Here is a 13131-nt window from a genome sequence, read left to right as displayed (position 1 = left end):
TAATAAAAGGATCTTCACATGGAATTTGGTACATTCATTCTCGCGGCTCAGCGGGGTTATCACCAAAGTTCTGAGCGTGTATTGCGTCACTCCATGGAGCAGGCCATCGCGGCAGAAAAAGCCGGCTTCCACACGGCCTGGTTCGCCGAGCACCATTTCAATAACTACAGCTTGGTGCCCTCGCCGCTGATGATGGTTGCCGCACTGTCCGGTCTGACGCATACGATCCGCCTGGGTACTGCAGTCTGCGTACTGCCGTTGTATCAGCCCCAGCGTTTGCTGTCGGAAATCGGCTTTGCCGATATCGCCTGTAATGGTCGCCTGGAACTGGGCGTAGGTTCGGGTTATCAGCAGTTCGAGTTTGAGCGCTTCGGCATCGACGTTGATAACGCTCCGGCCGTGTTTGCCGAATATTTGGATGTCTTGCAGAAGGGTCTGAAACAACCCATCTTCGAGCACCATGGTGAACATCTGCAGATTCCGCCAACAGCGATTGCCGTGCGCACCGTCCAGCAACCCGGGCCGCCTATTTGGCTGGCCGCCGGCTCCGCGCGCAGTATGGGCCGGGCTTATCGGGAGGGCCACAACCTGTTCGTCACCGCCTTCCACGATGGCCTGGAGACGGTGAAGACCCTGCGCGAGAGCATCGAGCAGGCCGCCGAGAGCCAAGGAAAACAGGTGAGCGATTCAAAGGTAGCGCTGCTGCGTTGCTGCTATGCCAGCAATAGCGAAGCAGAAATCACCAGCTACCTGGACAACGCCCGCTATCAGCGCCGCCTTTCCGAGGCCCTGCAGAAGCGCCGTCAGCAGAGTAGCGACGGTTACCTGATGCAGGAAACACCGACCGAGAAAGACCTGTCGTTCGAGCAGATGCGCAAGAACATGCCGATCGGCAGCGTCAACTATGTCATCGACAAGTTGCTCGAAGAGATCGAAGTGCTCAAGCCGGATCAGGTGGCAGTGCAGACCCAGCTTGGCGACTTCGATGAAAAAACCATGCTGCGCCAGATCGAATTGTGGGGCGAGGTGATCATACCGGCTGTCAACAAGGCGTTGGCCGGGACGCAGGTGCGGGCTGTGAGTGCGTGATAGCTCACGACCGCGAAGGGCTACTGCACAGCCCTTCGCGGTTTAAACCACGCCCTAACGTACAGTGCTGCATTCGGTACCGCGTGGTAGATGGCGGGGGCAGCAAACCGTTGTCCCTGATCGACGATGCATCGAACGGTGAGAAAACAATAATGATAAAAAATCTGAGATGGGTGATCGTTTTTCTGCTGTTGACCTTGTACATGATCAACTACCTCGACCGCGTGGCACTCTCGATCGTGTTGCCGCTGGTCGAAACCGACTTGCAACTGAATGCCGAGCAGTTCGGCATCATCTTCGGTGCGTTCTTTTTCGGCTATGCGATCTTTAACTTTCTCGGTGGCATTGCCGCTGACCGTTTCGGCTCGCTGTGGGTCCTTGGTGCGGCCGTGGCGTTGTGGTCGATCTTCTGCGGCCTGACCGCCATCGCCACCGGCTTCTGGTCAATGCTCATCCTGCGGGTGTTGTTCGGCATGGCCGAAGGGCCGATTTCGGCAGCTGCCAACAAGATGGTCAACAGCTGGTTCCCGAAACGCCAGGTGGCTACAGCAGTCGGCTTACTGAGCGCCGGTTCGCCGTTGGGCGGCGCAGTTGCCGGGCCTATCGTAGGCTTCCTGGCACTGGCCTTCGGCTGGCGGCTGTCGTTCGTCATAATCGCTGCCATTGGTTTCGTCTGGCTGGCCTGCTGGTTGTACCTGGCTGCCGAAACCCCGGAAAAAAGCAAGCGCGTCACTGAGGAGGAAAAGAACCGCATTGCCGAGTGGAAGCGCGAAGAGCAGGCGTCGCTGGTCGGTGTGGTGGCGCCGCGTCGCTCTTTCTGGTCATACATTCGCCACCCGGTAATCCTCAGTACCTCGTTCGCCTTCTTCGCCTCTAACTACACCCTGTTTTTCTTCCTCAGTTGGTTTCCCACCTACCTGACCAAGGCTCACGGCCTGAACATCAAGAGCATGGCATTCGCCACGGTGATCCCCTGGGTGGTCGGGTTCGTCGGCATGTCACTGGGCGGTGCGCTCTCTGATTTTGTGCTGCGCAAGACTGGCAACCCCGTGCTGGCGCGCAAGCTGATCCTGGTGACGTTCCTGTCCTGCTCAGCGCTGTGCGTCGGCCTCTCGGGCACCGTGACCACCCTGTATGCCGCCGTTGCGCTGATGTCGATGGCGCTGTTCCTGATTTACACCGCCGGGCCTTCGTACTGGGCGGTGGTGCTGGACAACGTTGATAGAAGTAACGTCGGCGCGGTGACCGGCTTCCTTCACCTGTGCGGCAGCATCGCCGGGATGATCGGCCCGGTGGTCACCGGCTACATCGTGCAGGCCACCGGCAAGTTCGACAGCGCCTTCCTGATGGCCGGTTGCGTGTCGATGAGTGGCGCGGTGGTGGTGTTCTTCCTGCTGCGTGTATCCCGGCCCGGTCCGGCGACACAGTTACCCAGCCAGGCGCTCTGACGCTGATTCATAGTCTTGAGGGGGAATGTGCACCATGTCGAATCATCTTGCAGAAATCGTCAGCACCACGGTGCAGCAGGACGGTGTGGCGTTAGTCAAGATCAACCGGCCCGAGGTGAAGAACGCGCTCAGCGGGCCGGTCCGCGAGGCTTTGGCACGGACGTTCCGGGAGCTGGCCGTCGACCCGGCCGTGCGGGCGGTGGTGTTGACTGGCGGCCCTGATTGCTTCGTGGCTGGCGCGGATGTACGTGAATTCGCCGAGGCAACGCCCGTGCAGATGTACGAGCGGCATGCCGAGCGCCTGTGGCAGGCCATCAGCCAGTTCCCGAAGCCGGTGATCGCTGCGGTCAACGGTTTTGCCCTGGGCGGCGGTTGCGAACTGGCCATGCACTGCGATGTGATCATCGCCGGCCGGCAGGCGCGGTTTGCCCAGCCGGAGGTGAAGCTCGGGCTGATGCCCGGCGCTGGCGGCACCCAGCGGCTGATTCGCGCGGTGGGCAAGTTCCAGGCCATGCGCATGCTGCTCAGTGGCTGCCAGGTGACGGCCGAGCAGGCGCTGGCGATGGGCCTGATCAGCGAGCTGGTGGACGACCGCGAAGTGCTGGCCAGGGGGCTGTCGTTCGCTGCCGAACTGGCCGCGCTGCCACGTCTGGCCGTGGAGCAAATCAAGGAGGTGGCGCTGGTCGGTGCCGAGCTACCGCTCGATGGCGCCTTGGCCCTGGAGCGCAAGGCTTTCCAGTTGTTGTTCGATTCGGCGGACCAGAAGGAGGGCGCTCGGGCGTTCCTCGACAAGCGTCGCCCGCAGTTCACGGGGGAGTGAAATGGCTGAAATACAACGGATCGGCATCATCGGAACCGGCGCGATGGGTGGCGGTATCGCCCAGATCTGTGCCCAGGCCGGGCTCAGTGTGATGCTTTACGACGCCAGTGCGGCGGCCGCCCAGGCATGCCTTGAGCGCCTGTCTGCGGTGTTCGATACGCTGGTGGGCAAGGGGCGGCTTAGTGCCAAGCAACGTACCCAGGCGCAGCGCAACCTGCAGGTGTGCGAGACCTTGGCACAATTGGGCGATTGCGATCTGGTGATCGAAGCCATCGCCGAGCGGCTCGACGCCAAGCAGCAGCTGTTCATGGCGCTGGAGCAGGTGGTCGCGCCACACTGCATCCTGGCTAGCAATACCTCGTCGCTGTCGATCACCGCGATTGCCGCGTCGTGCCAGAACCCTTCGCAGGTCGCAGGGCTGCATTTTTTCAACCCGGTCCCATTGATGAAGGTGGTTGAGGTGATCGATGGCCTGCGTACCGACCCCGCGGTGGCCCGAAGCCTCATGGCGTTGATCGAGCGTTTGGGCTATCAGCCGGTCAAGTCGCGCGATACACCAGGCTTCATCATCAATCATGCCGGTCGTGCCTATGGCACCGAGGGGCTGGCCATGCTGGGCGAGCGGGTGGCGCCGGTTGAGGTGATCGACCGGATCCTGCGCGAGTCGATGGGCTTTCGTATGGGGCCGTTCGAGCTTTTCGACCTGACCGGGCTGGATGTCTCCCAGCCGGTGATGGAGGCGATCTACCAGCAATACTATCAAGACCCGCGCTATCGCCCTTCGTCGATCAGCCGGCAGATGCTTGATGCGGGTCTGCTTGGGCGCAAGAGTAGTCAGGGTTTCTACCGTTATCCTGCAGAGCAGGCGGTAGATGTAGCGGCAGAAGCACAGGCAGAGTTGGACCATCAGCTGGCGGTGTGGATCGGTGTCGATGATTCGGCTGACTACGCTTTGCTGGTGAGCGGGTTGCAGGCCCTGGATGTGCAACTGGACCTGGGAACCCGCCCGGCAGCGGAGTCGTTATGCTTACTCGCACCTTACGGGCGCGATGCCACGGGTTCCGCGTTCGCCTTCACTACAGACCCCCGACGCACGCTATGCATCGACATGCTGCCGGGCTTCGACCGTCACCGCACGTTGATGCCGACGCCGGTGACCGATGCGCGGCTGTTGGCTTTTGCCCAGCACGCCCTGGCCCGGGACGGCGTAGGCGTATCGGTGATCGAGGACAGCCTCGGCTTCGTCTGCCAGCGGGTGATGGCAGCCATCGTCAACCTGGCGTGCGAAATCGCCCAACAGGGTGTTGCCAGCCCTGCGGATATCGACCAGGCCGTGCAGTTGGGGCTTGGCTATCCCCACGGACCGTTGGCTTGGGGGGATCGCCTGGGGGCTACACGGCTGCTGACGATCCTGCAGTGCATGGTCGAGACCGGCCATGATCCACGTTATCGCCCCAGCCCCTGGCTGCGACGGCGGGCACAGTTGGGCGTCTCGCTGCGCCATGAGCGTGTCGCCGAAAGATCTTTTTCGTTCGACAAGGAATTGCAATGATGGTGGACCTTGTACTTGAACCAGCGGCCAATGTGTGCGCCCTGAGGGCGAATGACAGCGACCGCCTGGATATCCGTCAAGTCGCCGTTGTAGGGGCTGGCACCATGGGCCGTGGCATCGTGATCAGCCTGGCCAGCGCCGGGCTGGAGGTGTTGTGGCTAGACAATGACCGGGCGAATCTCGATGCTGGGATGCAGATGCTTGAGCAGACCTGGGCGCAGCAGGTGGCCAAGGAACGCATAAGCCGCGTCGAAGCCGACACTTTTCTGCGGCGCGTGCAATCGGTCGAGGGTTATGCTGATCTGGCTGACGCCGACCTGGTGATCGAGGCAGTCTACGAGAACCTTGCGCTGAAGCAGGACATCTTCCGCCTGCTCGATGCACATCTCAAACCCGAGGCAATCCTTGCCAGCAACACCTCGGCGTTGGATATCGACGCCATCGCTGCAGTCACCGAGCGCGCCTCACAGGTGCTCGGCCTGCATTTCTTCAGCCCGGCGCATGTGATGAAACTGTTGGAAATCGTCCGCGGCGAGCACACCCGTGGGGCCGTTCTCGACGCGGCGCAGGCGCTTGGCGAGCGGCTGGGCAAGATCGCCGTTGTGGCCGGCAACTGCCCGGGATTCATCGGCAACCGCATGCTTGCAGGTTATGTCGCCGAAGCACGCAAGATGCTGCTTGAAGGCGCGTTGCCGCATGAGGTGGATACGGTGCTGGAACAATTCGGCTTCGCCATGGGGCCGTTCCGCATGTATGACGTGGTCGGCATCGACCTGGAGTGGCGTGCCCGCAAGCTGGCGGGGAAGGGCATGCAAGCGCCGTTGGTACAGGTTGACAACCAGCTCTGCGAGCAGGGCCGACTGGGCCAGAAGAGTGGGCGAGGTTATTACCGCTATGCGCCTGGTAGCCGTCGTGCCGAGCATGATCCACTGGTTGATGCGCTGGTCTGCCAGGTTTCGCTGGCCTTGGGGTATCGCCGACGCAGCATCGACCCGGAGGAGATCCGCGAGCGTTGCCTGCTGGCGCTGGTCAATGAAGGTGCGAGGATTCTTGAAGAGGGCATTTCCGGAAGTTGCGCCGACATCGACCGGGTGTGGCTCAACGGCTACGGTTTCCCGGCCCAGGCGGGTGGGCCGATGAGCTGGGCGCAGGCACAGGGCGCGGCGCAGATTCTGGCCTGCCTCGAGCGCCTGCGCGGGATGTTTGGCGAACACTGGCGTCCGGCACCGCTTATTCAGCGGTGGGTAGTCGAGGGAAAAGCGCAACTGCCAGGCGGATAATGTGTAGGTGCTGGTATCGGGTGTTTCCCAGTACAGGCACTACTGCATATCCAAGCTCCCAAAACAAAACAAGCCTGAAAGACAAGGAGTCACCATGCAGCCGTTCAGCTTCATCACCACCGCCCAGATCATCAGCGAAGCCGGCGCTGCCGGGCGCCTGGCAAGCATCTGCCAGGCACGCGGCGCGCGCCGTGTAATGATTGTCACCGACCCGGGCATCGCCAGGCTTTCGTTGTTCGCACAGGTTATCGACGGATTTCCTGCAGCCCAGGTGGGGGTCTCGGTATTCCAGGAAGTCAGTGCCGACCCTAGCCGGGCCTGCGTGCTAGCCGCAGTTGCTCATGCACGCCAGGTGCAGGCCGAACTGATCATCGGCTTCGGCGGCGGCAGTTCGATGGACGTGGCCAAGCTGGTCGCGGTGCTGGCACATCCTCAGTGCAGTCAGTCGATCGATGACCTGTATGGCATCGACAGGGTGCACAGCCGCCGCTTGCCGCTAATCCAGGCGCCGACCACTGCCGGCACCGGTTCCGAGGTCACACCGATCGCCATCGTCACGGTCTGCGATACCAGCAAGACCGGCATCGTCTCGCCTATATTGCTGCCCGACCTCGCCCTGCTCGACGCCGCCTGTACCCTTGATCTGCCTCCCGCGGTGACTGCTGCGACTGGCATAGATGCCATGGTGCACGCTATCGAGGCCTATACCAGTAAGCTACGGCGCAATCCGCTGTCGAGCATACTGGCGCGTGAGGCCCTTCGTCTGCTCAGCGAAAACCTGGCGCGGGCGGTACACAGCGGCAGCAATCTTGAGGCTCGTCAGGGTATGTTGCTGGGCGCTTGCCTGGCCGGCCAGGCCTTCGCCAATGCGCCAGTGGCGGCTGTGCATGCGCTGGCCTATCCACTGGGCGGGCATTTCCACATACCTCATGGTCTGTCGAACGCGCTGGTGCTGCCGCATGTAGCGCGTTTCAACCTGCCGCAGGCACGGGACGACTACGCCGAGCTGGCCCCGGTGCTGCTTGGTGAGCGGTTGCAGCCCGGTGATAGCCAAAGCCAGGCTGAGCAGTTCGTCGCCGAACTCGCACAACTGGGGCCGCGCTGCGGCCTGCCCAATCGCCTGCGCGACCTCGACATTCCCCAGGGCTGCCTGAGGCAACTGGCTGAGGACGCAATGCAACAGCAGCGCCTGCTGGTCAACAACCCACGGGAGGTCTTCGTGGACGACGCATTGCGTATCTATCAGGCGGCCTGGTGATGAGTGACTTCAAAGCGCGAAGCCATTACCGGCATTTCACCCCTATCAGCACCCGCTGGCACGACAACGATGTCTACGGGCATGTTAACAACGTCGTTTACTACGGCTTTTTCGACAGTGCGGTCAATCGTTTGATGGTTGAGCAAGGAGGGCTGAATATCCACGAGGGAGGGGTGATCGCGCTGGTGGTGAGCTCTGATTGTGAATACTTCGCCTCCGTCGCCTTTCCTCAGCAACTGGAGGTGGGGCTTTTGGTCGAGGCGCTGGGGCGTAGTTCGGTGCGCTATCAGCTGGCAGTGTTCGTCGAAGGCCAGGAGCAGGCGGTCGCGAGCGGGCATTTTGTGCACGTTTTCGTTGACCGCCATAATCGGCGACCAGTGCCGGTGCCGGTGGGGCTGAGGGAGGTACTGTACAGCTTTGTCGAGTTGATTTAGCTCATGGGCGCTGACTGCTGAGTGGTACCTGAACGCTGATCAACAAGTGCTTAAGGCTTCAGATTCACGAGCGGTCGTGCAAACAGAGGCGGCCCGTGCTGCAATAACTGCCTATCGCGCATTGGGAGGAGGGTGGTCACCCTCTTCATGGCAGTGATGGTGGAGGATTTTCCCCACCTGCACGGTGCCAGCAACGTGCACAGTGACAACTCGCTCCAGAATGGTAGGGCAGGCGATGCGATGGGGGCCTCAGTTCCCATCGATATCTCGATGGCTCGAATGGAATTGGAGCCTTGTCCCCCGCCCAGTCACAGCACCTTGTCGAGCGTGATCGGAAACTCCCTCACACGCTTGCCCGTGGCATGGTAGACCGCGTTGGCCACCGCGGCTGCCACCCCGACAACGCCGATTTCGCCCACGCCCTTGGACCCCAGTTCGTTGACGATGTCGTCGTGCTCTTCAACGAAGATGACTTCGATATCCCCGCTGTCTGCGTTGACCGGGATGTGGTACTCCGCCAGGTTGTGGTTGACCACGCGGCCCAGCCGATGGTCGGTCAACGCGGCTTCGTGCAGGGACATACCCACCCCCCAGACCACGCCTCCCAAAATCTGACTGCGTGCGGTTTTCGGGTTGACTACCCGTCCGGCCGCTACGGCGCTGACTACCCGTACTACCTTGATTGTGCCAAGGTCCTCGTCGACGTGAACTTCCACGAATACCGCTGAATGCGTGGCGGTGGAGAACGGTTGGCGCCTGGCGCCGGGCTCGGCGTCGATTTGCACTTCGAACTCACCTTCCGGGGCGCTGGCGATGATGTCCGCCAAGGCCAGGCGATGGCTGCCCGCGTGCAGGTAGCCATCGGCGAAAATGATCTGCTCCCGGGCCGTGCTGGCCACTTGGGGGTACATCTTGCGTGCATGTTCCAGCACTTTGGTGCGCAGTACCTGGCAGGCCTGGCGCACGGCCGAGCCGACCGACGACACCGTGAACGAACCTCCCTGTAGCGGTGCGGTGGGCAGTGAAGAGTCACCCAGCACGAAGGTGACATCCTGCACCCTGGCGCCAGCCGCGTCGGCTGCGATCTGCGTCATGACGGTATAGGTGCCGGTCCCGATATCGGTGGTGGCACTGCAGACGGTGAGGTGGCCTTGGGCATCGAAGCGCGCTTTGGCGCTGGCCTTCATCTGCATGGCTTCCCAGACGCCGCCGGCCATGCCCCAGCCGACCAGCTGGTTGCCATGGCGCATGCTGCGCGGTTGCGGATTACGGTTTTGCCAGCCAAAACGTTCGGCACCTTGCCGGTAGCACGCCAGCAGTTCCTTGCTGGAGTAGGGCTTGCCCTCGTTGGCATTGCTGGCGGCGAAATTGCGCCGGCGCAGGTCAAGCGGGTCAATCTGCGCTGCACAGGCAAGCTCATCCATGGCGCATTCCAGGGCAATCATCCCCGACGCGGCGCCAGGCGCACGCATGTCCAGCGGGGTGTACACATCGAGCGAGGCCAGGCGATAGCTGAGGGCAACGTTGTCGCACTGGTAGAGCATGCCACTCCATTCCACCACGTGCTCGGTGAAGTCCTCGAAGCGAGAGGTCTGGCCAAGCGCATCGTGGGCGATCGCCAGCAACTGCCCGTTTGCGTCAGCACCCAGGCGCAGGCGCTGCTCGGTGCGGGGCCGGTAGCCAAAGGTGAACATCTGCTGGCGGGTCAGCGTGACGCGCACCGAGCGCTGCAGGTGCAACGCCGCCATCACTGCCAGCGGCAACTGGTACTGCGGGCGCAAGCCCGAGCCGAAGGCACCGCCGACGAATGCCGCGCGCACGCGGATGTTTGCCTTGGGCAGGCCAAACACCTTGTGCAAGTAGTCCTGGCAGTTTTGCGTGCCTTGGGTCTTGTCGTGGATTTCCAGCGTGCCGTCGCCCTTGTAGAGTACGGTTGACGCATGGGGCTCCATCGGGTTGTGGTACTCGTTGGCTGTCAGGTAGGTGGCATCCACCTGCACCGGGGCACCGGCAAACTGGGCGGCAAAGTCACCACGCGGCGCCGGTGTCTTGGCGGGTGCTGCATGCGACTGTTGGCATGCGCCAAGGTCGGTCTGGTGGGCCTCCTCGGCATACTCGATCCTGATCAGCGAACCTGCATACCGGGCCAGCTCGAGGGTATGGGCAACCACCAGCGCCAACGGTTGACCGTTGTAGAGCACTCGATCATCGAACAAGGGCCGAAACGGCGCCCCGTGCGCGGCGTCGGCGTCGCTGTAGTCGTCGTCATAACTGGAAATATGTGGACGATGGCCATGATCAAGCACAGCGATCACCCCGGGCACGCGCATCGCCTGTGTACTGTCGATGTTGAGTACCCGACCTCGGGCGATGGTACTGGACACCACGCTGCCATGGAGCAGGCCTACTTCGGGATATTCGCCCGCGTAACGCGCCTGCCCGGTGACCTTCGCCACGCCGTCTACGCGGTCCAGGGACGTGCCGGCTACCGGTGTGGGTTTGATCATGCTCGTGTCCCTCCGTCAGCGGCGCGGCGCGCCGCGTCATCCAATGCCCGCACAATTGCACGTTGCGCGAGCGTGACCTTGAAACCGTTGTGGCTCAGAGGTTTTGCACCTTGCAGCAACGTTTTTGCGGCCTGGGTGAACAGCGCTTCGCTAGGCGTCTGGCCGGCCAACATCCGCTCCACAACCGGGTCTCGCCACGGCTTGTGGGCAACGCCGCCCAGCGCCAGGCGAGCTTGCCGGATCACCTGGCCATCAAAGCTCAAGGCTGCGGCGACCGACACCAGCGCGAACGCGTAGGAGGCGCGGTCGCGAATTTTCAGATAACGGTAATGTTTTTCGAACACCGGGGGCGGCAGCTCGATGGCGACCACCAGTTCATCGACTGCCAGCTGATTGTCTCGCTCCGGGGTGTCCTCGGGGAGGCGATGGAATGCCGCAAAAGGTATTTGGCGCTCTCCGCGCGGCCCCTGCACATGCACCACGGCTTCGAGCGCTGCCAATGCCACGCACATATCCGAGGGATGGGTCGCGACACAGGCATCACTGGCACCAAGAATCGCGTGGATACGGTTCGAGCCTGTACGCGCCGGGCATCCGCTGCCGGGTTCACGTTTGTTGCAGGGGGTGCCGGTGTCGTAGAAGTAGTAGCAACGGGTGCGTTGCAGCAAGTTGCCACCGGTGCTGGCCATGTTCCTCAACTGCGGTGATGCCCCAGCCAGGATGGCGTCCGACAGCAATGGATAGTGCTGCTCGATCATCGGGTGCCAGGCCAGGTCGGCGTTGCTTACCAATGCACCGACCCACAAGCCACCGTTCGACGTGGGGTGGATGCCGTTCAGCCCAAGGCCGGAAATGTCGATCAGGCGCTTGGGGCGAACCACGTTTTCTTTCATCAGGTCGACGAGGTTGGTGCCGCCGGCAATGAAGTGCGAGCTGGCGTCAGCCAGGCTCACGGCTTCGCTGATTGATGCGGGCTTGTGGTAGCTGAAAGGCGTCATGGATGCGGCCCTCGTTGTGGCGGGGCCAGGTCCGTCATCAACGGTAGGGCTTCTTCCACCGCAGCGACGATGTTGCTATATGCACCACACCTGCAAAGGTTGCCGCTCATCTGTTCGCGAATGGCCTCGCGGGTGTAGGCGCGCCCTTCGCGGGCAAGTCCGACTGCGGAGCAGATCTGTCCCGGGGTGCAGTAACCGCACTGGAAAGCATCGTGGGTAATGAATGCACGCTGCACGGGGTGCAGAACCTCGCCGCTGGCAAGCCCTTCGATGGTCACCAGTTCGGCCCCGTCGCACATGATGGCCAAGGTCAGGCAGGCATTGACGCGCTTGCCATCGCGCAGCACCGTGCAGGCCCCGCACTGGCCATGGTCGCAACCCTTCTTGGTGCCGACCAGGTCCAACTGCTCGCGCAGAAGGTCGAGGAGTGTGGTCCAGGGATTCACCTGCAGTGTCAGGCGCTGACCATTCAGGGTCAGGCCGATGGGGTGTTCTACAGCCCCATTGGGAGAGATCGCGCTCATGGTAGGTCCTCACGGTCAGGGTTCGCGCAGCCGGCTGCGTCTCTGTTGTGCGACCGGGCCGGTTGAGCAAACGTTCAGCCGGCTTGCCAAGTTGCCGATCACATCTGGCCGTCACCCGTGTTTTTGTAGGGCTTCCACCAACTGGGCCTTGGTCATGGTCGAGCGCCCCTTGATGTCTTTGCTGCGAGCCTCTTTCATAAGGCTTTCCTTGCTTTGCGATTCCAGCGACGCGTGCGACGTCCGCGAATGCCCCTGGCGAGATTCAGCGGCGCGCTTGGCCGAATCCGAGCGTGCGGTCTTCTTCACGTGCGACGGTGTCCTGCTTCCCGAGCCTGCGTGCTTTTCACCGCCACCCGATTGTTTGTTGACGGTGGCCCAGGCGCGCGCTTCGGCTTCATCCTTGCCCACGCCCTTGTCCTCGTAAGATTGCTCGATGTGCTCGGCCTTGCGTTTCTGCTTGTCCGTGTACTTGTCTTTGTCCCCGCGTGGCATGGTATTTCCTCCTGCGTGGGTAGCATGAACCGTTGAAAACCAGGACAGAACTGACGCACCCGGTGATGGACGGGTGATCCGTGTCGATCGGCCCTTTCAGCTAACTGCCGGAACCTGCGCCAGATCCACTTCCGGCTGAGCCACTGCTACCACCACCCGCGTCTGTGCCGCTACTACCAGAGCCATGACTGCCGGTTCCCGAGCCGCTGTCGGTACCGTCACCGCCGGTATTGTCCGTCCCATTGTCGTCAGTGCCGCCATCACCCGTACCCATGCCATCGCCGGGTGTTCCCGAGCCAGTCGCTCCGCCTTGGCCGTTCATTTGTCCATTGTCGTTCGATTGCATGCCTGGGGCGCGCTGATGGTTCAGGTCTGTGGCGGCCGAAGCAAGTGCTGAAGCGCAGCCCAGGCAAAGTGCAAGCATTAACGTAAAAGGTTTTGCTGGTGTCATGGTGAAACGCCTTTTTGGATTGTTCACCCTATGTTCGGCCTGGCGTGCGTGGGAGGGTGCCTTCTGACCGACGGAAGGCGCTGCATCAGGTCGACGCGAGCGAGCGGCGCTTTGCTCCAATGAAGGCGTTGATAACGTGCGGGGCACCGATGAGGCTGGTGCAAACAGGTGTGCGAAGTTAGTTTTTCACTGCAAGCGTTTTAGCTTGTCATGGACACGATTTGTAAATGTTTTCTACTTGCGGCCTACTCGCGCCCGATAAATTCTTTCTTCGTGAC

At 61.9% G+C, this 13131-nt stretch carries 11 protein-coding genes; 7 read left to right on the top strand and 4 right to left on the bottom strand.

What is annotated here, in order from left to right:
* The first annotated feature begins 18 nt into the window (after window positions 1-18).
* The 7 genes from QYE47_RS04860 to QYE47_RS04830 all read left to right on the top strand — a co-directional run bounded on the left by QYE47_RS04860 (window position 19) and on the right by QYE47_RS04830 (window position 7881).
* Window positions 19-1089, top strand: a complete 1071-nt coding sequence (locus QYE47_RS04860; RefSeq protein ID WP_014590900.1) for an LLM class flavin-dependent oxidoreductase — start codon at window positions 19-21, stop codon at window positions 1087-1089.
* 152 nt (window positions 1090-1241) lie between these two features.
* Window positions 1242-2537 carry an MFS transporter gene (locus tag QYE47_RS04855; protein WP_014590901.1) on the top strand — a complete coding sequence of 432 codons (1296 nt, stop codon included), beginning with the start codon at window positions 1242-1244 and terminating at the stop codon, window positions 2535-2537.
* A gap of 34 nt (window positions 2538-2571) precedes the next feature.
* Window positions 2572-3357, top strand: coding sequence for an enoyl-CoA hydratase-related protein (locus QYE47_RS04850; protein WP_014590902.1), 786 nt, complete (start codon window positions 2572-2574; stop codon window positions 3355-3357).
* 1 nt (window position 3358) lies between these two features.
* Window positions 3359-4909: a 3-hydroxyacyl-CoA dehydrogenase gene (locus QYE47_RS04845; protein WP_014590903.1), complete on the top strand. Its 1551-nt coding sequence runs from the start codon at window positions 3359-3361 to the stop codon at window positions 4907-4909.
* On the top strand, window positions 4906-6189 hold the full coding sequence (locus QYE47_RS04840) for a 3-hydroxyacyl-CoA dehydrogenase (protein WP_014590904.1): 1284 nt from the start codon (window positions 4906-4908) through the stop codon (window positions 6187-6189). Before QYE47_RS04845 ends, QYE47_RS04840 begins: the two co-directional genes overlap by 4 nt.
* 94 nt (window positions 6190-6283) lie before the next feature.
* Entirely contained in the window at window positions 6284-7447 is a 1164-nt protein-coding gene (locus QYE47_RS04835; RefSeq protein WP_014590905.1) for an iron-containing alcohol dehydrogenase, read from the top strand.
* The gene (locus QYE47_RS04830; protein WP_014590906.1) at window positions 7447-7881 is read left to right on the top strand and encodes a thioesterase family protein; all 435 of its coding nucleotides are present in this window, start codon (window positions 7447-7449) and stop codon (window positions 7879-7881) included. Before QYE47_RS04835 ends, QYE47_RS04830 begins: the two co-directional genes overlap by 1 nt.
* 308 nt (window positions 7882-8189) lie before the next feature.
* Here the strand turns inward: QYE47_RS04830 and QYE47_RS04825 are convergent, their stop codons facing one another.
* The 4 genes from QYE47_RS04825 to QYE47_RS04810 all read right to left on the bottom strand — a co-directional run bounded on the left by QYE47_RS04825 (window position 8190) and on the right by QYE47_RS04810 (window position 12402).
* Window positions 8190-10388: a xanthine dehydrogenase family protein molybdopterin-binding subunit gene (locus tag QYE47_RS04825; protein WP_070383940.1), complete on the bottom strand. Its 2199-nt coding sequence runs from the start codon at window positions 10386-10388 to the stop codon at window positions 8190-8192.
* Window positions 10385-11386 (bottom strand): xanthine dehydrogenase family protein subunit M, encoded by a 1002-nt coding sequence (locus QYE47_RS04820; protein ID WP_014590908.1) that lies wholly within the window; start codon window positions 11384-11386, stop codon window positions 10385-10387. Before QYE47_RS04820 ends, QYE47_RS04825 begins: the two co-directional genes overlap by 4 nt.
* A complete protein-coding gene (locus tag QYE47_RS04815; protein ID WP_014590909.1) occupies window positions 11383-11910 on the bottom strand; it encodes a (2Fe-2S)-binding protein in 528 nt (175 codons plus the stop codon). Before QYE47_RS04815 ends, QYE47_RS04820 begins: the two co-directional genes overlap by 4 nt.
* A 111-nt stretch (window positions 11911-12021) precedes the next feature.
* Window positions 12022-12402: a hypothetical protein gene (locus QYE47_RS04810; protein ID WP_014590910.1), complete on the bottom strand. Its 381-nt coding sequence runs from the start codon at window positions 12400-12402 to the stop codon at window positions 12022-12024.
* Window positions 12403-13131: the final 729 nt, after the last annotated feature.

This window comes from Pseudomonas sp. 2,4-D (genome assembly GCF_030418155.1).
In the GTDB taxonomy this organism is placed as follows: domain Bacteria; phylum Pseudomonadota; class Gammaproteobacteria; order Pseudomonadales; family Pseudomonadaceae; genus Aquipseudomonas; species Aquipseudomonas alloputida.
This window is presented reverse-complemented; position numbering and strand designations above follow the sequence as displayed.

Coding starts and splice junctions, on each gene's coding strand:
- QYE47_RS04860 (WP_014590900.1), top strand. CDS start 19: ATGGAATTTGGTACATTCATTCTCGCGGCTCAGCGGGGTTATCACCAA.
- QYE47_RS04855 (WP_014590901.1), top strand. CDS start 1,242: ATGATAAAAAATCTGAGATGGGTGATCGTTTTTCTGCTGTTGACCTTG.
- QYE47_RS04850 (WP_014590902.1), top strand. CDS start 2,572: ATGTCGAATCATCTTGCAGAAATCGTCAGCACCACGGTGCAGCAGGAC.
- QYE47_RS04845 (WP_014590903.1), top strand. CDS start 3,359: ATGGCTGAAATACAACGGATCGGCATCATCGGAACCGGCGCGATGGGT.
- QYE47_RS04840 (WP_014590904.1), top strand. CDS start 4,906: ATGATGGTGGACCTTGTACTTGAACCAGCGGCCAATGTGTGCGCCCTG.
- QYE47_RS04835 (WP_014590905.1), top strand. CDS start 6,284: ATGCAGCCGTTCAGCTTCATCACCACCGCCCAGATCATCAGCGAAGCC.
- QYE47_RS04830 (WP_014590906.1), top strand. CDS start 7,447: ATGAGTGACTTCAAAGCGCGAAGCCATTACCGGCATTTCACCCCTATC.
- QYE47_RS04825 (WP_070383940.1), bottom strand. CDS start 10,388: ATGATCAAACCCACACCGGTAGCCGGCACGTCCCTGGACCGCGTAGAC.
- QYE47_RS04820 (WP_014590908.1), bottom strand. CDS start 11,386: ATGACGCCTTTCAGCTACCACAAGCCCGCATCAATCAGCGAAGCCGTG.
- QYE47_RS04815 (WP_014590909.1), bottom strand. CDS start 11,910: ATGAGCGCGATCTCTCCCAATGGGGCTGTAGAACACCCCATCGGCCTG.
- QYE47_RS04810 (WP_014590910.1), bottom strand. CDS start 12,402: ATGCCACGCGGGGACAAAGACAAGTACACGGACAAGCAGAAACGCAAG.